Source organism: Frankia sp. CgMI4 (genome assembly GCF_001756285.1).
Classification (GTDB): domain Bacteria; phylum Actinomycetota; class Actinomycetes; order Frankiales; family Frankiaceae; genus Frankia; species Frankia casuarinae.
The window spans coordinates 1-19,147 of record NZ_MAQZ01000074.1 but is presented as its reverse complement, the minus strand read 5'-3'; the positions used below and the strand labels follow the sequence as shown (position 1 = coordinate 19,147).

At 71.0% G+C, this 19,147-nt stretch carries 21 protein-coding genes; 12 read left to right on the top strand and 9 right to left on the bottom strand.

The features are described 5' to 3' along the window. On the bottom strand, positions 1-282 hold a 282-nt coding region (locus tag Manayef4_RS12925), incomplete at its 3' end, for a cbb3-type cytochrome c oxidase subunit I (RefSeq protein ID WP_175443380.1). Then, positions 279-1,229: a cytochrome c oxidase subunit II gene (gene coxB / locus Manayef4_RS12920; protein WP_070131759.1), complete on the bottom strand. Its 951-nt coding sequence runs from the start codon at positions 1,227-1,229 to the stop codon at positions 279-281. The genes coxB and Manayef4_RS12925, both read right to left, overlap by 4 nt. A 246-nt stretch (positions 1,230-1,475) precedes the next feature. On the opposite strand from coxB, the gene Manayef4_RS12915 reads away from it, so the two are divergent. Next, the gene (locus Manayef4_RS12915; RefSeq protein ID WP_035731691.1) at positions 1,476-2,624 is read left to right on the top strand and encodes a cysteine desulfurase family protein; all 1,149 of its coding nucleotides are present in this window, start codon (positions 1,476-1,478) and stop codon (positions 2,622-2,624) included. A gap of 13 nt (positions 2,625-2,637) precedes the next feature. Then, the gene (locus tag Manayef4_RS12910; RefSeq protein WP_035731696.1) at positions 2,638-2,874 is read left to right on the top strand and encodes a sulfurtransferase TusA family protein; all 237 of its coding nucleotides are present in this window, start codon (positions 2,638-2,640) and stop codon (positions 2,872-2,874) included. Between the two features lie 9 nt (positions 2,875-2,883). Here the strand turns inward: Manayef4_RS12910 and Manayef4_RS12905 are convergent, their stop codons facing one another. After that, positions 2,884-3,864, bottom strand: a complete 981-nt coding sequence (locus Manayef4_RS12905) for a carbohydrate kinase family protein (protein WP_011437505.1) — start codon at positions 3,862-3,864, stop codon at positions 2,884-2,886. 316 nt (positions 3,865-4,180) lie between these two features. Continuing rightward, the gene (gene erpA / locus Manayef4_RS12900) at positions 4,181-4,543 is read right to left on the bottom strand and encodes an iron-sulfur cluster insertion protein ErpA (protein ID WP_011437506.1); all 363 of its coding nucleotides are present in this window, start codon (positions 4,541-4,543) and stop codon (positions 4,181-4,183) included. Positions 4,544-4,954: 411 nt separating this feature from the next. Here erpA and nadA point away from each other — a divergent pair, with 411 nt between their 5' ends. The 3 genes from nadA to Manayef4_RS12885 are packed head-to-tail and all read left to right on the top strand — an operon-like array spanning position 4,955 to position 7,806. Continuing rightward, the gene (gene nadA / locus Manayef4_RS12895; protein ID WP_070131758.1) at positions 4,955-6,178 is read left to right on the top strand and encodes a quinolinate synthase NadA; all 1,224 of its coding nucleotides are present in this window, start codon (positions 4,955-4,957) and stop codon (positions 6,176-6,178) included. Beyond that, positions 6,178-6,807, top strand: a complete 630-nt coding sequence (locus tag Manayef4_RS12890; RefSeq protein ID WP_070131757.1) for a DUF3043 domain-containing protein — start codon at positions 6,178-6,180, stop codon at positions 6,805-6,807. Before nadA ends, Manayef4_RS12890 begins: the two co-directional genes overlap by 1 nt. A gap of 33 nt (positions 6,808-6,840) precedes the next feature. Continuing rightward, positions 6,841-7,806, top strand: a complete 966-nt coding sequence (locus tag Manayef4_RS12885) for an aldo/keto reductase family protein (protein WP_070131756.1) — start codon at positions 6,841-6,843, stop codon at positions 7,804-7,806. Positions 7,807-7,894: 88 nt separating this feature from the next. Here Manayef4_RS12885 and Manayef4_RS12880 read toward each other — a convergent pair whose 3' ends face one another. The 3 genes from Manayef4_RS12880 to Manayef4_RS12870 all read right to left on the bottom strand — a co-directional run bounded on the left by Manayef4_RS12880 (position 7,895) and on the right by Manayef4_RS12870 (position 9,482). Then, entirely contained in the window at positions 7,895-8,503 is a 609-nt protein-coding gene (locus tag Manayef4_RS12880) for a TetR/AcrR family transcriptional regulator (RefSeq protein WP_070131762.1), read from the bottom strand. 68 nt (positions 8,504-8,571) lie between these two features. Further along, positions 8,572-9,051: a nitroreductase/quinone reductase family protein gene (locus Manayef4_RS12875; protein WP_070131761.1), complete on the bottom strand. Its 480-nt coding sequence runs from the start codon at positions 9,049-9,051 to the stop codon at positions 8,572-8,574. A 218-nt stretch (positions 9,052-9,269) separates the two neighbouring features. Next, complete coding sequence (locus Manayef4_RS12870; protein WP_011437512.1) at positions 9,270-9,482, bottom strand: hypothetical protein; 213 nt, start codon at positions 9,480-9,482, stop codon at positions 9,270-9,272. A gap of 141 nt (positions 9,483-9,623) precedes the next feature. Here Manayef4_RS12870 and Manayef4_RS24990 point away from each other — a divergent pair, with 141 nt between their 5' ends. After that, entirely contained in the window at positions 9,624-10,082 is a 459-nt protein-coding gene (locus Manayef4_RS24990; protein ID WP_070131755.1) for a hypothetical protein, read from the top strand. A 96-nt stretch (positions 10,083-10,178) separates the two neighbouring features. After that, complete coding sequence (locus Manayef4_RS12860) at positions 10,179-11,702, top strand: bifunctional adenosylcobinamide kinase/adenosylcobinamide-phosphate guanylyltransferase (RefSeq protein ID WP_070131754.1); 1,524 nt, start codon at positions 10,179-10,181, stop codon at positions 11,700-11,702. A 5-nt stretch (positions 11,703-11,707) separates the two neighbouring features. Here Manayef4_RS12860 and Manayef4_RS12855 read toward each other — a convergent pair whose 3' ends face one another. After that, complete coding sequence (locus Manayef4_RS12855) at positions 11,708-11,899, bottom strand: hypothetical protein (RefSeq protein ID WP_070131753.1); 192 nt, start codon at positions 11,897-11,899, stop codon at positions 11,708-11,710. 118 nt (positions 11,900-12,017) lie between these two features. Between Manayef4_RS12855 and cobT the strand changes: the two genes are divergently transcribed. Both cobT and Manayef4_RS12845 read left to right on the top strand, forming a co-directional pair. Further along, positions 12,018-13,151 (top strand): nicotinate-nucleotide--dimethylbenzimidazole phosphoribosyltransferase, encoded by a 1,134-nt coding sequence (gene cobT, locus Manayef4_RS12850; protein WP_175443379.1) that lies wholly within the window; start codon positions 12,018-12,020, stop codon positions 13,149-13,151. After that, positions 13,151-13,984: an adenosylcobinamide-GDP ribazoletransferase gene (locus Manayef4_RS12845; RefSeq protein WP_070131752.1), complete on the top strand. Its 834-nt coding sequence runs from the start codon at positions 13,151-13,153 to the stop codon at positions 13,982-13,984. Before cobT ends, Manayef4_RS12845 begins: the two co-directional genes overlap by 1 nt. A gap of 70 nt (positions 13,985-14,054) precedes the next feature. Here the strand turns inward: Manayef4_RS12845 and gcvT are convergent, their stop codons facing one another. Beyond that, a complete protein-coding gene (gene gcvT / locus Manayef4_RS12840; protein ID WP_070131751.1) occupies positions 14,055-15,170 on the bottom strand; it encodes a glycine cleavage system aminomethyltransferase GcvT in 1,116 nt (371 codons plus the stop codon). Positions 15,171-15,290: 120 nt separating this feature from the next. On the opposite strand from gcvT, the gene Manayef4_RS12835 reads away from it, so the two are divergent. From Manayef4_RS12835 to Manayef4_RS12825, 3 genes are all read left to right on the top strand, one after another. Next, positions 15,291-16,901 (top strand): leucyl aminopeptidase, encoded by a 1,611-nt coding sequence (locus Manayef4_RS12835; RefSeq protein ID WP_070131750.1) that lies wholly within the window; start codon positions 15,291-15,293, stop codon positions 16,899-16,901. 296 nt (positions 16,902-17,197) lie between these two features. After that, a complete protein-coding gene (gene lpdA / locus Manayef4_RS12830; RefSeq protein WP_070131749.1) occupies positions 17,198-18,580 on the top strand; it encodes a dihydrolipoyl dehydrogenase in 1,383 nt (460 codons plus the stop codon). A gap of 142 nt (positions 18,581-18,722) precedes the next feature. Further along, the coding region (locus Manayef4_RS12825) for a biotin/lipoyl-containing protein (protein ID WP_023842023.1) at positions 18,723-19,147 on the top strand (425 nt) is incomplete at its 3' end.

Below are 19,147 nucleotides of genomic sequence, written 5' to 3'. Positions count from 1 at the left end.
CGGGGTCGCGAACATGAGCAGCATCAGCGTGCCGTGCATCGTGAAAAACTGGTTGTACTGCTCGTTGGAGAAGTACTGCAGCCCCGGGCGGGCGAGTTCCGCCCGCATCATGATGGCCAGGACACCGGCGAAGAGGAAGAACCCGAACGACGTGACGAAGTACATGACGGCGATGTCCTTGTGGGACGTCGTCCGCAGATAGCCGAGCAGGTTCGTCCGCCGGGGGATGTGGGAGTCCGGGGAGTCGGCGTGGCCGACACCCGCTTCTTGTACGAGGGTCACTGTCCACTCCCGGTGGTTGCGGTGGTGGCGGCGGTCCCGGTCGTTGACACGGCCGGCGCCGCCGAGATCGCCACGTTCTCCCGGTCCGCGATGAACGTGTCGTACTCGGCCTGCGGCACGACCTTCACGTAGAAGTTCATCCGGTCGTGGTCCGTCCCGCACAGTTCGGCGCATCGACCGATGAAGGTGCCGGTCTTCGTGATGGTCAGTTCAAACTGGTTCACCCGGCCGGGGATGACGTCCCGTTTGAACAGGAACTCCGGCACCCAGAACGAGTGGATGACGTCCGGCGAGCTCTCCACGAAACGGATCGAGCGGTTCTGCGGCAGCACGAGCACCGCCGGTTCACCGGGGCGACCGGTGACCTCGATCGGGTTGGCACCCTGCCGGCCGGATCCGGTGTCGAGGTACTTGAACTGCCAGTTCCATCGGAAGGCGATCACGTCAACGGTGACGTCTGGCTTCGGCGAGAGCTTGGTGACCTCGCTCTCGTCCCGGGCCGTGTAGAAGAACAGCCCGGCCACGATCACCACCGGCACGACGGTGTAGAGAACCTCGACTGGCAGGTTGTAGCGCACCTGGYGGGGAAGCACGTCGCTGCGTTTCCGGAAGGCGATGATCGCGTAAAAGATCATTCCCCAGACGAGCACACCGACGGCGAGCGCGGCGATCGCCGAACCCTGCCAGATGTTGAGAAGGCGCGGCGTCTGGTTCGTCACGCCCCTGGGATAGCCGAATGTAGGCCTGTCGCAGGCGGTCGCCATGATCCCCACGACAGCGAGCACGGCACCGAGACGCAGGACACGCCGAAGCGGCCGGATGTGCCGCGTCCCGTGCACGCCGACCGCGKACACCGCAGCTGCGCGTGTGTCGGAGTCAGCCGGTGTCGTCGGCGTGTCCTCGACATCCGCGAGCGACGGCCGGGTCCGACCGAAGGATCTCCTCACCAGGTCCTGCCTCCCACGACGAGCGGGCCGCGGCCGCGGGGCGGACAGCGTTCGTCCCCGCGCGCGAGACCCCCTGGAAACGCCATGTCGCCCCGCCGATCCAACCGGACGACATGCTGTCTTCGACACGCTGTAGATGGTGCGGCAGCAGCGTATCTCAGCAGCCGCGAACCTTCTCGCCTAAGGCCCCCGTCAGCGCCTGTGACGCACGCCCCTCCCGGCCGTTCACGGCGTACCGTTTCACAGGTGCCGGCCTATCTCGACCACGCGTCGACCACGCCGCTGCACCCTGCCGCGCGCGAGGCTCTGCTAATGGCTCTTCAGGATGGTTGGGCCGACCCGGCACGGTTGTATCGGGAGGGCCGCCGGGCGCGCATGCTGCTCGACGCGGCCCGCGAGACCGTCGCGGGCGTGCTCGGGGCCCGGCCGGACGAGATCAGTTTTCCCGCGAGCGGGTCGGCGGCGGCGCATCTGGCCCTGTTGGGCACGGCGGCGGCCCGGCGGCGTGCGGGTGACGTCGTCATGGTCAGCGCGGTCGAGCACTCCAGCGTCCTGCACGCCGCGCAGCGGCACGAACAGGCCGGTGGACGGGTCGTCAGGATTGGTGTGGATCATCTCGGCCGGGTTGACCCCGCCGACTTCACCCCCGTCGCCGGTACCGCCGTCGCCAGCCTCCAGCACGCCAACCACGAGGTCGGGACCATCCAGCCGGTCGCCGAGGTCGCCGAACGGATGCGCGCCGCCGGGGTGCCGCTGCACACCGACGCCGCCGTGACAGTCGGCCACATCCCCGTCGACCTGGCCGACCTCGGGGTGGATCTGCTCACCGCGAGTGCCCACAAGTTCGGCGGACCACCCGGGGTGGGCGTTCTCGCGGTGCGCACCGGGACCCGCTGGCGCAGTCCCGGTCCCGTTGACGAGCGGGAGGGCGGTCGGGTTGCGGGCTATCCGAACGTCCCCGCCGTCGTCGCCGCRGCCATGGCGCTGAGCGCCCGGGCGGGTGAACTCGCCGCGGAGGCGCCCCGGCTCGCCGGCTACGTGGCCGAACTGCGCCGCCGGCTGCCCGAACTCGTCAACGGCGTGGAACTACTCGGCGATCCGGACCGGGCGGCGACGGTTCCGCACATCAGCGCGTTCTCCTGCCTCTACGTCGAGGGCGAGGCGCTGCTGACCGAGCTCGACCGGACCGGAATCGCCGTGAGCTCCGGGTCGAGCTGCACATCCGACACCCTGATCCCGAGCCATGTCCTGGTCGCCATGGGCGCGTTGACGCACGGCAACCTGCGGATATCCTTTGGCCGCGAGTCGACCCAGGCCGATCTCGACGCCCTGCTGACGGCGCTGCCCGCAGCCGTACGCGCCGTGCGGGACCGGCTGGGCGCCGCCGGGCTTTGATGCCGACAATCCGATGACGGAACAGCCGCACACGGTCGACTCGCGGGGACGACGCTGCCCGTTGCCGATCATCGATCTGGCCCGCGCCTTCGGCGGGATTCCGGTGACCGGCACCATCACGCTCTGGGCCGACGACCCCGCCGCCGGCGCGGACGTCGTGGCCTGGTGCCGGCTGCGGGGTCAGGAGCTGGTGGACGTCTCCCCGCTTCCGGAAGGCGGGGAGGCGTTCGTCATCCGGCGGCTTGTATAACCCGCCGGCTCAGATTGCCGGCAGATGCTCGGCGATCTCGGCGGCGGCGTCGGAACCGTAGGCCTCGGTGAGACGCTTAAGCACCTCCGAGGGCTCCACCGTGTACTCCTGGGTGCCGATCGTCTCCAGGACCAGGGTGGCGAGCAGGGAGCCGACCTGGGCGGAGCGTTCGAGCGAGAGGTCCCAGGACCGGCCGGCGAAGAACCCGGCCCGGAAGGCGTCCCCGACTCCGGTGGGATCCGGGGTGGCGCGGGCGGGAACGACCGGGACCCGGATGGGGTCGCTCTCCGGGGCCTCGATGACCGCACCGTCCTTGCCGTGCGTGGTCACCCGGACACCGACCCTGGCCAGGATCTCCTCGTCCGACCAGCCGGTCTTGCTGGCGAGCAGCGCCTTCTCGTACTCGTTACAGAACAGGTAGGCCGCACCGACGACGAGCTCGCGGATCTGCGGGCCCTCCATGATCGCGAGCTGCTGGGAGATGTCCGCCGCGAACGGATATCCCCGCTGCCGGCACTCCTCGCTGTGGCGCAGCATCGCCCCGGGGTCGTTGGGGCTGACGATCACCATGTCCAGGCCGCCGAACCGCTCGGCGATCGGCCTCAACTCGATGTCGGCGGCCTCACTCATCGCACCCGGGTAGAAGGACGCGATCTGGTTGAGGTCCTCGTCGGTGGTGCAGACGAACCGCGCGGTGTGYGCGATCTCACTGACCCGCACGGAGGCGGTGTCCACGCCGTGCCGGTCGAGCCAGGAGCGGTAGTCGGCGAAGTCCTCGCCGACCGCGCCGACGAGGATCGGGCGCAGGCCCAGCCGGCCCAGGCCGAAGGCGATGTTGGCCGCCACTCCGCCCCGCCGGATCACGAGCTCGTCGACGAGAAAGGACAGCGAGACCCGCTCAAGCTGGTCGGCGAGCAACTGCTCGGCGAACCTTCCAGGAAAGCGCATGAGGTGGTCAGAGGCGATGGAACCAGTCACGGCGATACGCACGATCAAGGAGCTTACCGGCCTGCCCCGAAGCCCGGAACCACCGGCTCGCGCTGGTTCACACGCGTCATCACGGAGGCGTCAGAATTACGAGGCGTCAGATCGCGGTGTCCCGTGATTCCGGCGGCCCGCCGGCAAGGGAAACGATGAATACCGGCACAAGCGGATACCGACGCAGCACATGCGGGAGAGCCCGGTCCGACGAACAAGGGCCGGACCAGGCTCTCCCGGACGTACCAGTCTGATCAACCGGTCACCGAACCGCACCCGGGACTCGCGTCGAGACGCGAGCAGGAGGGACGGCCCGGTGCTCAGCGCATCAGTGGAACGAGTCGCCGCAGGCGCAGGAACCCTGGGCATTCGGGTTATCGATAGTGAAACCCTGCTTCTCGATCGTGTCGACGAAGTCGATCGTCGCCCCGCCGAGGTACGGGGCACTCATCCGGTCCACCGCCACCTTGACACCGGAGAAATCGATGACGGTGTCGCCGTCGAGGGACCGCTCGTCAAAGAACAGCTGGTAGCGCATGCCCGAGCAGCCTCCGGGCTGCACCGCGATACGCAGCTTGAGGTCATCCCGACCCTCCTGCTCGAGCAGGGTCTTCACCTTGCCTGCGGCGGTGTCGGTGAGGACGACGCTCGAGGACTGCGTCGCGGGTGCCGTGGTGTCCTGAACGGTCATAGGGACTACTCCTGCCCTTGGTGGACGTGCCTGGCAAGCCAGGCCACTAGTTCCGGTTGACTTGTACGCAGGGCGCCGCCGACCATCCGGCGCACACCCCCCGGGCACGGCACTGCCACTGTGCCGACATCCATGCCCAACACCGTCGGCCGGGATCCGCTTCCTATGGTAGCGACGTCGGCGCGGGCCAACCACGTCGAGATCCYGACCATGCCTGGAGACGGTGGTCACTCCCGTTCACGTTAGTGACCTTCGTCTGGCCGCCAGCTGACCACGAAGAGCTCGGCATACGATGGCGCCGGGAGTTAGAGTCTCATCGACCATTCGTGGACGGGTCCGGCGGGATCGTTCGGTCGGCCGCCGCGGACGACGAGGCGGCCAGGCCGAGGGCCGGTCGACCGGAGGAGCGCCATGACCACCAACCCGACCCTGCGGCGCGGCCCCATCCCTGCTCGCGACCCGGCCCTCGGCCGGGTCGGTGTGACTCCATCACCGCTGGCCCTGCTGCTACTCGGCCGCCAGGCCGACCCGGCCAGCGAGCGTGGCGTGGACTGTCCGGGTGAACTCCCCCCGGCGGCCGATCCGGCCCTCACAGCCCGCGCCGCGGCGGCGAAGCGGGCGCTGGGTGATCGGGCGTTCATCCTCGGGCACCACTACCAGCGCGACGAGGTCATCGCCTTCGCCGACGTGACCGGCGACTCGTTCAAGCTGGCCCAGCAGGCCGCCGCGCGGCCGCAGGCCGAGGCGATCGTCTTCTGCGGCGTGCACTTCATGGCGGAAAGCGCCGACATCCTCACCGGCGCGCACCAGCAGGTGATCCTGCCGGACCTCGCCGCCGGCTGCTCGATGGCGGACATGGCCACCGCCGAGCAGGTCGAGCAGGCCTGGGACGATCTGCTCGATGCGGGAGTCGCCGCCGATACCGTTCCGGTGAGCTACATGAACTCCTCGGCCGCGATCAAGGCGTTCACCGGGCGCCACGACGGGACGATCTGCACCTCGTCGAACGCCAGGCGCGCGCTGGAGTGGGCCTTCGGCGAGCGCGGGGGTGCCCGGGTGCTTTTCCTGCCGGACCAGCACCTCGGCCGCAACACCGCCATCGGTGAACTGGGGACAAGCGAGCAGGACTGCGTCGTTTACGACCCCCGCAARCCCTCGGGAGGACTGACCCGCCGGCAACTGCGCGCGGCGAAGATGATCCTCTGGCGGKGTCACTGCTCGGTGCACGGCCGGTTCACCCGCGACAGCGTCGACGAGGTCCGCCGCCGGATCCCCGGGGTGACGGTGCTCGCCCACCCCGAGTGCCGGCGGGAGGTCGTCACCGCGGCCGACCTCGTCGGCTCGACCGAGTACATCATCTCGGTCGTCGCTGCCGCTCCCGCCGGATCGGCGTTCGCGATCGGTACCGAGCTGAACCTGGTGCAGCGGCTGGCGACGAGGCACCCTGACAAGACCATCGTCTTCCTGGACCGTACGGTGTGTTTCTGCTCCACCATGAACCGGATCGACATGCCCCACCTCGTGTGGGCGCTGGAGTCCCTCGTACGGGGTGAGACGGTGAACCGCATCACCGTCGACCCGGACGTGGCCACCTATGCCCGGAAGGCTCTCGACCAGATGTTGGCGCTGCCCTGATGGCTCTGCTGAAACGACGCAACTCCGCCGGCCCCGATGCCGGCCCCGGCCCCGGGGACCCGATCGCCGAGCAGGTGGAGAGGGTCGAACAGGAGAAGGTCGCCGATCCGCGGCGCACGGCGGCCAAGGGCCGGCCCACGCCCCGCCGGGCGGAGGCGCGGGCCGCCCGTACGAAGCCCGGTGGTGCGCTCGGCGTCTCGGCGAACAAGCAGGAGGCGCGGGCCGCGCGACGCAGGCAGAGCCAGGAGTACCGCGCGGCGATGATGTCCGGCGACGTCAGCCGGCTGCCAGCGCGTGAACGCGCGCCCGAGCGCGTACTGACCCGCGACTTCGTGGACACGCGGATCAACGTCGGATCGTTCTTCTTGCCGATCGCCGTCGTCTACTTCGTCGGCGGACTGGTCCCGAACRCATCGATCAGGCTGGCCGCGACCCTGCTGATGCTGCTCGGGATCGTCGCGGTCGTCATCGACTCGATCCTGCTCTCCTGGCAGGTGAGCCGGCGCGTCGCGGAGAAGTACCCGGACTCCCGGGTGCGGGTGCGGGCCTACGCCGCGCAGCGCGCGCTACTGCCGCGGCGCTGGCGACTCCCCCGCCCGCGGGTCTCCCGCTCCGACCCGCGCCCCTGATCGACGGTCAGGGCCGACGGCTAAGGTCGTCACGTGAAGCATCGACGTCTTGGGCGCAGCGGCCTGTCGGTCAGTGAGATCTCCTACGGCAACTGGATCACCCATGGTGACCAGATCGAGGCGGACGCGGCGACCGCCTGTGTGCGTGCCGCCCTCGACGAGGGCATCACCACATTCGACACCGCGGACGTCTACGCCGGTACCCGCGCCGAGAGCGTCCTGGGCGAAGCGCTGCAGGGCGTGCGCCGGGAGTCCTACGAGCTGTTCACCAAGGTCTACTGGCCCACCGGCCCGGGGGAGAACGACAAGGGCCTCGGTCGCAAGCACATCATCGAGTCCGCGCACGCCTCGCTGCGCCGTCTGCGCACCGACCATCTCGACCTCTACCAGGCACACCGGTACGACCCGACGGTGCCGATCGAAGAGACCCTGYGGGCCTTCGACGACCTCGTCCGCGCCGGCAAAGTGCTCTACGTCGGCGTGTCCGAGTGGAGCGCCGCGCAGATCAGCGACGCCGTCCGGCTGGCCAGCGAGCTGGGGCTGGACCGCATCATCTCCAACCAGCCGCAGTACTCGATGCTGTGGCGGACCATCGAGGCCGACATCGTGCCCGTCAGCCGGAAGGCCGGGATCTCCCAGATCGTCTGGTCGCCGATCGCCCAAGGCGTGCTCACCGGCAAGTACCCGCCCGGTCAGCCACCGCCGGCCGGCAGCCGGGCCACCGGTGAAACCGGTTCCACCTTCATCTCCCGGCTGCTGCGCGACGACGTGCTGACCGCGGTGCAGGAGCTGCGGCCGATCGCCGCGGACGCCGGGCTGTCGATGGCGCAGCTCGCCGTCGCCTGGGTGCTGCAGAACGACAACGTCGCCTCAGCGATCATCGGCGCGTCCCGGCCGGAGCAGGTACGGGAGAACGTCAAGGCTGCCGGCGTGACGCTCGACACGGCGCTGCTTGATCGGATCGACGACGTGCTCGCCGAGGTCGTCACCCGGGCCTGACCCGGGCCTGCCTCCAGGCCTGGCCCCGGGCCCGCCGGCTACCCCGAACCGAATCAGATCTGATCTGATCTGATCAGATCAGATCAGATCAGCCAGGCTGGTCGCCAGCCGGGTCGGTTCGGCGGAAAGCGGAGGCCAGCGCCTGCCAGGTCCGGTCGAGATCGGATCCTGGCAGATAGCGGCCGTCCAGTTCGAGGATCATCGTGCCGTGCGCGGCGGCCCACAGGGCCTGCGCACGATAGGGTTCCCCGGCCGCCCGGTAGAATGGCTCCCCCGCCCAGTCCTCGACGTCGGCGCTCAGTAGCCGACGGTTCAGCGAACCGGCGGTGACCAGGCGGTAGAGGTTCGGATGGGCTTGGGCATAGCCCCGGTACGCGGCCAGCAGGGCCGGGACCACCTCCGCGGCACCGCCGCGGTMGACCACGTCGTGGAGCAGGTCCCCGATCTCCATGAGCATGGTCTCGATCAGCTTGGCCTCGAGCTGCGGCTTACCCGCGAGATGCTTGTACAGCGACGGCGCCCGGATACCGAGGAGATCACCGATCCGGCGCATCGTCAGCGCCCCCGCCCCCTCGGTCTCCAGCACCCCCCGCGCGACCGTGATGATCTCGGTGACCCGCGGCGAGACGGGGCCTAGGACCGGGCGGGGCGCGATCCTGGGCAATGGCGGCTCGCCGACCGGCCGCGCCTGCGCCACCGACCGTGCTCCCCGCACCGGCGCCGGCCCGGATTCCGCCCGCACCGGTGAGGTCGCCGCCCCCGTGTTCACGCCGGTGTGATCACGAAGACGGGGTGGCGGGGCGCGATCCGACGGATCTCCTCATCGGGCGAGTCCGGCCCGACCCCGTCGAAGAAGGCGCCGACCTCGGCCTTCCACCGCCGCAGGTAGGCCCGCAGCACGGCGACGCTCGCCGCCGGATCCAGCTCGGTCGCGGAGTAACGCGTGCGCGACCGGCCACGCAGCAGGCATAGCTCGCCTTGGGCCGCGCGCAGATTACRCACCCACTGGCCGTGCCCTCGCGCCGAGACCAGGTACTGCTGCCCGTCGAAGATGAGCAGGYTCACCGGGGTCCGGCGCGGCTCGCCGCTGATCCGGCCGCGTACCTCGAGGATCCGACTGCCCAGGAGGCTGATCCCCGCCCGGGTCAACGCCGCGACGGCGCGGTTGGCCACGTTACGGGTGAACCATCCGGGGGCGAGGTAATGCGCTTCGGCCGGAGTGGACGGGTTGTTGTGCTCGGTCAAGATCTGCACCCTCTCTGTCGACCGGAACGGCCCGGCGCCGGCCTGAGCGATCTCGATGGTTCGGCCGGCCGGACCACACCGGACAGGCCAACGTCGTCAGCCAACGTCGTCAGCCAACGCTGCCAGCTAACATCGTTAGCCGACCTCTCGTCAAGAGGCGGTTCGGTCGGCGCGAATCGGGACCGGCACCGGTCGGGACCGGCACGGGCGGAGGCGGCTCAGGTCACCGGGCGCAGGCTCATCGGCCCGTAGACGCGACGGCCGGCATCGAGGAGCGTCACCTGCGCCACCCCCGCATCGAGCAGGTCACGCCAGGTCTCCCCGAGCCACGTCTCAGCGTCTCCCTGGCTGGTGAACGACTCAGAGGTCGAGTCCCCGCCGACCATCGTGATCGTGCCGTCATCGCCTTCGTAGCGCCAGGTCCAGGTCATGAGTGTGTCCTTCCCACCCGGGCGGCCCGCGCTGGAGCCGCCGGCCGTGATCGGCCAGTGCGCCGGCCGGTCGTCCCATCCAACCGCGTGCACCCCGYCGACGCGGGACTCCCGGCCCCACGCCAGGGCCGATGATCCATCGTGGCACTGGTCGACCGGCCCGCGGGCCCGGGTCTGGTCGGCCCGTGCTACTGGCGCGGTCGGCGATACCCGCGCCAGGATGTCGTGAACGTCGGTAACGTCAGTTCCGGTGGATGCCCGGACAGCATCGCGACCACCACGATCGCGAAGCCGGCGTCACCGGTCATCGCCGGTCGTGCGAGCCGGCGGCATGTCCGCACGGTGAGCACAGCCGCGTCGAAGGCAGGTCCGCACGACAGGCACGTCTGCGTGAGCAGTACGTCGGTACAAGGAGGAAGAACCCGCGTGGGAACGACCGTCTACAACGCAGCGGCCATCGTGGMCGAGTCCGTGGAACACGAGGACGCTCCCCTGACCTGGTGGGCCGCCGCGCTCGTCACCTTCGCGGCAATCTTCCTGCTGGCGGTRGTGCTCACCCTCATGACCCTGTGGGAGCGCAAGCGCCACCCGCACGTCTGAGGTTCCGCGGGCCACGKAGCCTGGCAGGCTTGAGAACCCGGAGAGGCGGGATCCGGGGGGATCCGGGGCGCAACGGGATCCGGGAGACGGAACACGATGAAGGTGACGCTGCTCGGCACCGGCTCGGCGGACGGCTGGCCCAACCCGTGGTGCGACTGCGCATCCTGTGCCTGGGCCAGGGAACACGAAGTACGCGGGCAGACGGCCGTTCTGATCGACGACGCCCTGCTGATCGACTGTGGTCCCGACGTGCCCCGGACCRCTGCCCGGCTCGGAGTACGCCTATCGGGGCTGCGTCATCTGCTGATCAGTCACGCCCATCCCGATCATCTGGGGCCCGAGAGCCTGATGTGGCGCTCGTGGTCGACAGCCGCGGGACGGCCCCTCGACGTGGTCGGTCCGCCGGCGGCGCTGGCGGCGTGCCGGGAGTTCCTGGCTCGCTGGGAGCGCTCCGATCCGGACCGGGACGGCTCGCCGCTGCGGCTGATCGCCGTGGTGCCCGGGGGCACGCCGACGACACCCGGACCCCTGCGCCTCGGCGCGGACGATCGGCAGGCCGCGGAGGACCGGGGATCCCCGGAGGATCAGGAGTCCCCGAGCGATCGGGGTTATCTCGTTCGACCGGTCGCCGCCCAGCACGGTGACGCGAGCATCGGGCCGGCCGTGCTCTACGACGTGACGGCGCCGGACGGTGGACGTCTGCTGTACGGCTGCGACACCGCGGCGCCGCTGCCGGCGGAGACGCTCGAGGCGGTCACCGGCCGCGCCTACGACGTCGTGCTGCTGGAGGAGAACAACGGCGACCGGCCGGGGTTCGGCGAGCACCTTGACCTCGATACCTTCGGTCAGCTCGTGGCCGAGCTGCGCCGCCGCGGCGCCGTGGTGCCGAGCACCCTGGTACTGGCCGTCCATCTGAGTCACCGCAACCCGCCCGGCGACGAACTGRCCCGCCGGCTCCACCTCGTCGGCGCGCTGGCACCGGCGGACGGGACCGTCTATGACATCGTCCCGGCCGCCCGGCGGCAGCCATCACAGCCGTCGCAGCCGTCGCAGCCACCACGGGCACCAGGGCGGTGGCAGAGTCCGGTGCTCCCGGCACCACACCGGGTCCTGATCACGGGGGGTGCTCGGTCGGGGAAGTCGGCCGAGGCCGAACGCCGGCTGCTCGCCGAACCGGAGGTGGTCTACGTCGCGACGTCGGCGCCGCCTGATCCGGCCGACGCCGAGTGGTCCGAGCGGATCGCCGCACACCGGCGGCGGCGCCCGGCCGCCTGGACGACCGTGGAGACGGTCGACCTGGTTCCCCTGTTGCGCTCTCCCGGACCACCGCTGCTCATCGACGGTCTGGGGCTGTGGGTCGGCGCCTGGCTGGACCGTCCGGACGAGTTGCGCATCCGCGCGGAGGAGCTCGTTGACGCCTGGCGGGCCACCGGCCGTCGGGTCGTCGCGGTCACGGACGAGGTCGGTTCCGGGGTCGTTCCCCCGGCCGAGGCCGGCCGCCGGTTCCGCGACGTGCTCGGCCGTCTCAACGCCGATCTCGCGGCCGAGGCCGACGAGGTGTGGCAGGTGGTCGCGGGCATCCCCCTCCGGCTGCGACCGTTCCCGCACGAGCGGTCATAGCGTCCTCACGGGACGAATCCTCCCGTGACGAAGTCGTAGCGGTAGAGCCCGGCCGAGCAGGCCACGATGAGACCGGCCGGTTCGGTCGCGGGAAGCCACCGGCAGGACCGGGCCGCGCCGTCGCTCACCCGCCAGACCCGCACGGTGYGGTCATTGCCGCCCGAGGCCAGCCACCTGCCGGCCGGGCCGGCCGGCAAGGACCAACCGTCCCGGCCRCGCCGATCGGCACAATCATGCGGTACGGGGACCACTGGGAGATACCTTCGCGGGGATGTGGTGCGTTGCCGACCGAGCGGATCAGGTAGTAAGGATCCCGTGGATCCCGATGCGTCAGGCAGCGCCGTTCCCGCCGTTCCCCCGTTGGACTCCGACGCGATGGCGGCGGCTCGCCAGCGGCAGACCGAACTGACCAAGCCACCCGGGGCGCTGGGCCGGCTCGAGGATCTGTCCATCTGGCTCGCCGGCGCACAGGCGACCTGCCCACCCCGTCCCTTCGCCCGGATCCGGGCGGTCGTGATCGCCGGCGACCACGGTGTCGCCCAGGCCGGGGTGTCCGCCTTCCCCAGCGACGTGACCGCCCAGATGGTCTCGAACTTCGCCGCGGGCGGCGCGGCGGTCAACGTGCTGGCCCGCCAGGTCGGGGCCGCCGTGCGCGTGGTGGACGTGTCCGTGGACACCGCGCGGCCCCTCACGCCGGGCGGGGTGGATGGATCGGCCGCACCGGAGCGCTATCGGGTGCGACGGTCGAGCGGACGGATCGACCGCACCGACGCGCTGTCGGTCGCGGAGGCRGACGCCGCGTTCGCCGTCGGCCGACTCATCGCGGACGAGGAGATCGACGCGGGCGCGKACCTGCTTGTTCCCGGCGAGATGGGGATCGGCAACACAACCCCCGCAGCCACCATCGTGGCGCTGCTGTGCGACCGGGAGCCGATCGAGGTAGTCGGCCGCGGGACGGGGATCGACGACCAACGTTGGATGCTCAAGACGGCCGCGATCCGGGACGCGATGCGGCGCGGCCGGCCGTTCACCGGCGACGCRCATTCGGTGCTGCGGATCGTCGGTGGAGCCRATCTGCTCGCCCTGGCCGGGCTGCTGGCGCAGTCCGCCGTGCGACGGACGCCGGTCATCCTCGACGGTGTGATCGTCTGCGCGGCGGCACTGGCCGCAGAGCGGATCGCCCCAGGAGCAAGCCAGTGGTGGGTGGCCGGCACCCGGTCCACCGAGCCCGCCCAGGGAATCGCACTGGACGCACTCGGTCTGACCCCCCTGGTCGACGCCGGCCTGCGTCTCGGGGAGGGCACCGGTGCGCTCCTCGCCGTTCCGTTCCTGCGGGCGGCCCAGGCCACGCTGGCCGAGATGGCGACGTTCGACCAGGCCGGTGTCAGCGGGAAAGCCGAGGTCGGCGGCGGCCAAGGGGACTCGGGCCCCGCGGCCGGTGCCCCGTGATGCTCGAGGCAAGAACAGCATTCACGCTGCTCACCGTCCTGCCGCTGCGGGGCCCGGAGCACACCGACCGGCGGCTCGCGGGCCGGGCGATGGCCCTGGCGCCCTTCGTCGGCCTGGCCCTGGGGCTGCTCGCCGGCAGTGCGGTGTTCGCCACCCGGATCGTCACGGCGGTTCCCGGTCAGCGCGCCCAGACCCTGCTGCCGGCCGTCGTCGGCGTCACGGTGCTCGCTCTGGTCACCCGGGGCCTGCATCTCGACGGGCTGGCCGATCTCGGGGACGGGCTCGGCGCCTGGCGAGCGCGGGGCAGGGATCGCGCCTTGGAGATCATGCGCGAGTCGACCATCGGGGCCTTCGGAGCGATCATCGTCCTGTTCGTGGTGCTRCTCCAGGTCGGGGCCCTGAGCACGACGATCTCGGCGCACCGCGGCACGCTGTCGATTCTGGTCGCCGCGATGACCAGCAGGCTCGCGGCCACCCTGGCCTGTACCGGCGCCGTCCCGCCGGCTCGGCCGGATGGCCTCGGTGCGCTGGTCGCGGGAACCGTGCGGACCCGGGACGCGGCGCTGTCCTTCCTGGCAGTCTGCGCCGTCGCGGCGCTGGCCGGACTGCTGGACTTCGACGGCGGCGGCCCCGGCCGGGCGCTGCGAGCGGTCCTCGCGGTCTGGGTCGGGACAGGCGTCTCGTTTCTGCTCCGGCGGTATCTGCTCACGCGCTTCGGCGGGATCACCGGAGACATCCTCGGCGGACTCATCGAGATCACCGCGGYGGCGACCCTGCTCGTCATGGCCATGACGATCCCGACGCCCGTCCTGCACACCCTCGGCCTGCACTGACAGCGCGGCGGACGCCGCCCGCTGGCGTCCGCCCGGCGGGCCCGCCGGACAGGCCCGTCCGGCGGCTGGGCTACTTGGGCGAGGACCTGACGAACGGCGGCCGGACAACCGTCATGGGACTCGGACGGCCCCGGACGTCGACGTTCACCGTGTCGCCCCCCTGCACGGACCGGTCCAGCAGGGCGAGCCCGATCCCCTGGCGCAGCGTCGGAGAGAACGTGCCGCTGGTGACCTCACCGACCGTGGCACCAGCCGCGGAGGCCACGGTCATGTGCGGACGGGGAATCACCCGGCCGGTGGACCGCAGCCCCCACAGCAGGCGGGAGGCGCCGGCGGACCGCTCCGCGAGCAGGGCGTCGCGTCCCCAGAAGCGATCCTTGTCCCAGCCGACGGCCCACCCGGAGCGAGCCTGGACCGGCGTGATCGACAAAGAGAGGTCCTGGCCATGCAGCGGATACCCCATCTCGGTCCGCAGCGTGTCGCGGRCACCGAGGCCGACCGGCACGACGCCGAGCGGCCCACCCGCCGCGAACAGCGCATCCCACAGCGCAGGGGTGTCGTCCCAACGGGGCAACAGCTCGTAGCCTCRCTCTCCGGTGTAGCCCGACCGGCACACGATCACCGGGTGGCCCTTCCACTCCGCGTCGACGAAACTCATATACGTCCCGCCGGTGGGCAGGCCGAGGGCGCCGAGCAGGTCGGCGCAGGCCGGTCCCTGGACCGCTACCACGCCGTACCCGGTGTGCAGGTCGGTGACGGACACGCCCGCCGGCGCCGCCGCGGCGAGGCGAGCRACGACCTGTGCGGTGTTCGCGGCGTTCGGGACGAGGAAGACCTCCTCGTCGGAGTACAGGTAGGCGATCAGATCGTCGACGACCCCGCCGGTCTCCTCGCAGCACAAGGTGTACTGCGCCTGGCCGGGGCCGATCCGGCGCAGGTCGTTGGTCAGGCAGGCGTTGACGAAGGCGGCGGCGCCGGGGMCGGCGATCCTGGCCTTGCCGAGATGGCTGACGTCGAAGATCCCGACCGCGCCGCGGACCGCCTGGTGCTCGGCGAGCACCCCGCGGCCGGTGTACTCGATCGGCATCTCCCAGCCACCGAACCCGGCCATCTTCGCGCCCAGTTCGACGTGCCGGTCGTACAGCGGGGATCGACGCAGCTCTGGGGATCGACGCAGCTCTGCCATGGCCAGCAGCCTAGTGTCCGGCCGGCARCGGTCGAAACGACCGCGGGCCTGGCCTCCGGCCACCCGCCGGTGGGGTCCGGCTCCCCGTCGGGAAGACCTCCCGTTCAATACGCTCACCGCATGACCACCATCGTRCCCAGTACCGCCGCTCTCGCCGATCTCGATGTGGACGCGGTGGTGATCGCCACCGCCACCGGCGACGAGGGGCTCCTCGTAGCCGGTGGCGCGGCGGACCTGGACGCCGCGCTCGGCGGCAGGCTGACGCAGGTGCTTGCCTCGCTGGGCGCGACCGGCAAGGCCGGCGAGACGGTCCGCTTCGCCACCCTCGGTACCGTGCCCTGCGCGACGGTTCTCGCGGTCGGGCTGGGCCCCCTCGCCACGTCGTCCACGCCGATGTCCTCCACGCCGATGTCGTCCACGCCGATCGGCACCGAGGCACTACGCCGGGCGGCCGGGGTCGCGGTGCGCTCCCTCGCCGGGACCGCGCGGGTGGCCGTCGCTCTGGCGGCCGCGCCGGGCGCGGTCACGTCGGAGTCGGTGYGGGCCGTGGCCGAAGGCGCGTTGCTCGGCACCTACTCCTACGACGGGCTGCGCACCACGTCGGCGAACGGCCGCCCCCGCCCCGTCGAGGAGCTGACGGTGCTCGTCGACGAGCAGAGCCTCCCGACAGCGGAAGAGGAACTGCGCCGGGCCACCGTCGTCACGGATGCGGTCACCCTGGTCCGCGATCTGGTGAACACGCCGCCGAGCCATCTGTCCCCCGCCCTGCTCGCCGACATCGCCGTCGAGCGGGCCACCGCCGCCGGCGTGACGGTCGAGGTCCTCGACGAGGTGACGCTCGCCGAGGGCGGCTTCGGAGGCCTGCTCGGTGTCGGCCAGGGATCCGCGAATCCACCGCGGCTGGTGCGGCTGGAATGGCGCGGCGGTGGATCCGAGCGGCCGGCGCTGGCGCTGGTCGGCAAGGGCATCACCTTCGATTCCGGGGGGTTGTCCCTGAAGCCGTCGACCTCCATGGAATGGATGAAGACCGACATGGCGGGCGCGGCCGCGGTGCTCGGCACCGTCATCGCCGCGGCCCGGCTCAAGCTCCCGATCACTCTCACCGGCTGGATGCCCYGCGCGGAGAACATGCCCTCGGGCGACGCGATCCGCCCCTCCGACGTTCTCACCCTGCGCGGCGGCACCCGGGTGGAGGTGCTCAACACCGACGCCGAGGGCCGGCTGGTGCTCGCCGACGCCCTCGTCCGCGCCAACGAGGAGTCACCGGACCTGATCGTGGACGTGGCCACCCTGACCGGCGCACAGATCGTCGCCCTCGGCCACCGGACGAGCGGACTGATGGGTCGTGCGGCCGCGGTGGACGCGGTCGCGTCGGCGGCGGCCGCCGCCGACGAGAGCGTCTGGCCGATGCCCCTTCCGCCCGATCTGCGCAAGGGACTGGACTCGACGGTGGCCGACATCGCCAACGTGCCACCGGGAGGCAACCGAGACGGCGGCATGCTGGTCGCCGCGCACTTCCTCGCCTCGTTCGTCCCCGAGAAGGTGTCCTGGGCGCACATCGACATCGCCGGTCCCTCCTGGAACGGTGGAGAGCCCTACGGCCACACCCCCAAGGGAGGCACCGGCATGATCGTACGCACGCTCGTCCAGCTGGCGCAGGACCGCGCGACGACGACGGCCTCCCCCGGTTCGGCCACCGGTTCCCCGGCTGAGTMCCCGGCCGAGGGCTGACCTGCGGGGGAAGGTAGGTACACAATGGTTGCTGGCGCCTCGCGCAATGCAGCACAGTCACGCCCATCCGAGCGGCAGTGGGCTCACGACGTGAAAGACTGGCATCCGGTTGCCGTGGCTAGGCGAGCCGTGGCCTGACGCTCCTGCTTCGGCTGCCGCGCTCAGCGGTGGGAACGCCGTCGGGGGCGGCGGCCAACCGCGTCACCGGCTTTGTCACTCGACGTAGCAGACGCTACTAGTAACGCTCTCGGCACCACCGGCAAGACCACAGGATTCAACGAGAAGGGACCCCTGGCGTGGCGAATTCAGCGGCCGGTCCCGTCGACCTGGTCATCCTCGGTGGCGGCAGCGGCGGATACGCCGCCGCGCTGCGCGCCGCGGAACTCGACCTGAGCGTCGTTCTGATCGAGAAGGACAAGCTCGGCGGCACCTGCCTGCACCGAGGTTGCATCCCGACCAAGGCGCTGCTGCATTCGGCGGAGATCGTTGACAACATCAACGAAAGCGAGGCCTTCGGGGTTCGCTCGACCCTCGACGGCATCGACATGGCCGCGGTCAACTCCTACAAGGACTCGGTCATCGCCGGGCTCTTCAAGGGGTTGACCGGCCTGATCAAGTCCCGGGGGATCGAGGTCGTCGAGGGATTCGGCCGGCTGGTCTCCCCGACCGCCGTGGCCGTCGGCGACCGGGTCATCGAGGGTCGGCACGTCCTGCTCGCGACCGGYTCCTATTCCAAGACCCTGCCCGGCCTGGACATCGACCACGACAAGGTCATCACCAGCGATGACGCCCTGACCCTCGACCATGTGCCGGCCTCCGCGGTGGTACTGGGCGCCGGGGCCATCGGATGCGAGTTCGCCTCCGTCTGGCGGTCCTACGGGGCCGAGGTGACCATCGTCGAGGCGCTGCCGCACCTCGTCCCGCTCGAGGACGAGTCCAGCTCCAAGCTGCTGGAGCGTGCCTTCCGCAAGCGCGGCATCAAGCAGCATCTCGGCGCGCGGTTCTCCGGGGTGAAGTCCACCGACCAGGGCGTGACGGTGTCCCTCGAGAACGGGRCCACCATCGAGGCCGAACTGCTGCTCGTCGCGGTCGGTCGTGGACCGGTCTCGGAAGGTCTCGGCTACGAGGAGGTCGGCATCGCGACCGACCGCGGCTATGTGCTGGTCGACCGTCAGCTACGCACGAACATTCCGACCGTGTCCGCGCTGGGCGACCTGCGGCCCGGGCTCCAGCTCGCCCACGTCGGCTTCGCCGAGGGCATCTTCGTCGCCGAGCAGCTTGCCGGGCTGGGCCCGGTGCCGGTCGACTACGRCAACGTTCCGCGGGTCACCTACTCCCACCCGGAGGTGGCCTCGGTCGGCCTGACCGCCGCGGTCGCCAGGGAGCGGTACGGCGAGATCAAGACGGTCACCTACAACCTGGCGGGCAACGGCAAGTCCCAGATCCTCAGGACCTCCGGTGCGGTCACTGTGATCGCGGTCCCCGATGGTCCGGTGGTGGGCGTGCACATGGTCGGCGACCGGGTCGGCGAGCTCATCGCCGAGGCTCAGCTCATCACCAACTGGGAGGCGTTCCCCGCCGAGGTCGCCCAGCTCATCCACCYGCATMCCACGCTGTCCGAGGCTCTCGGCGAGGCKCATCTGGCGCTGGCCGGCAAGCCCCTTCACGTCCACGGTTAGCGGGCACCGCCCTGGATCGTGCCTGCCCGTGCCACCCCCGCGGCCCGATCCGCCCAGGATTCAGGCCACGCCAAGCATGAGCGCCTCCGGCCGGCCGCCCGCGCGGTGCAGATGCCGGACGCGACAAAGGAGTCGTTCCAGCATGTCTGTATCTGTCACAATGCCCCGGCTCGGGGAGAGTGTCTCCGAGGGAACCGTCACGCGGTGGCTGAAGCAGGAGGGTGAACGCGTCGAGGCCGACGAGCCACTGCTCGAAGTCAGCACCGACAAGGTCGACACCGAGATCCCCGCCCCCGCCTCCGGTGTCGTCAGCTCGATCAAGGTCGCCGAGGATGAGACCGTCGAGGTCGGCGTCGAGCTCGCGGTGATCGACGACGGGTCCGCGGGTGGCGGCACCGCACCGGCGCAGGCCACGCAGGCGCCCGCCGCGCCGGAGCCGGAACCCGAACCGGCGCCGGAACCCGTGAAGCCGGCTGCCGCGGCACCGCCGCCTCCGCCCACTCCGACGCCCGCACCCGCGCCGACGCCCGCACCCGCGCCGACGCCCGCACCCGCGCCGACGCCCGC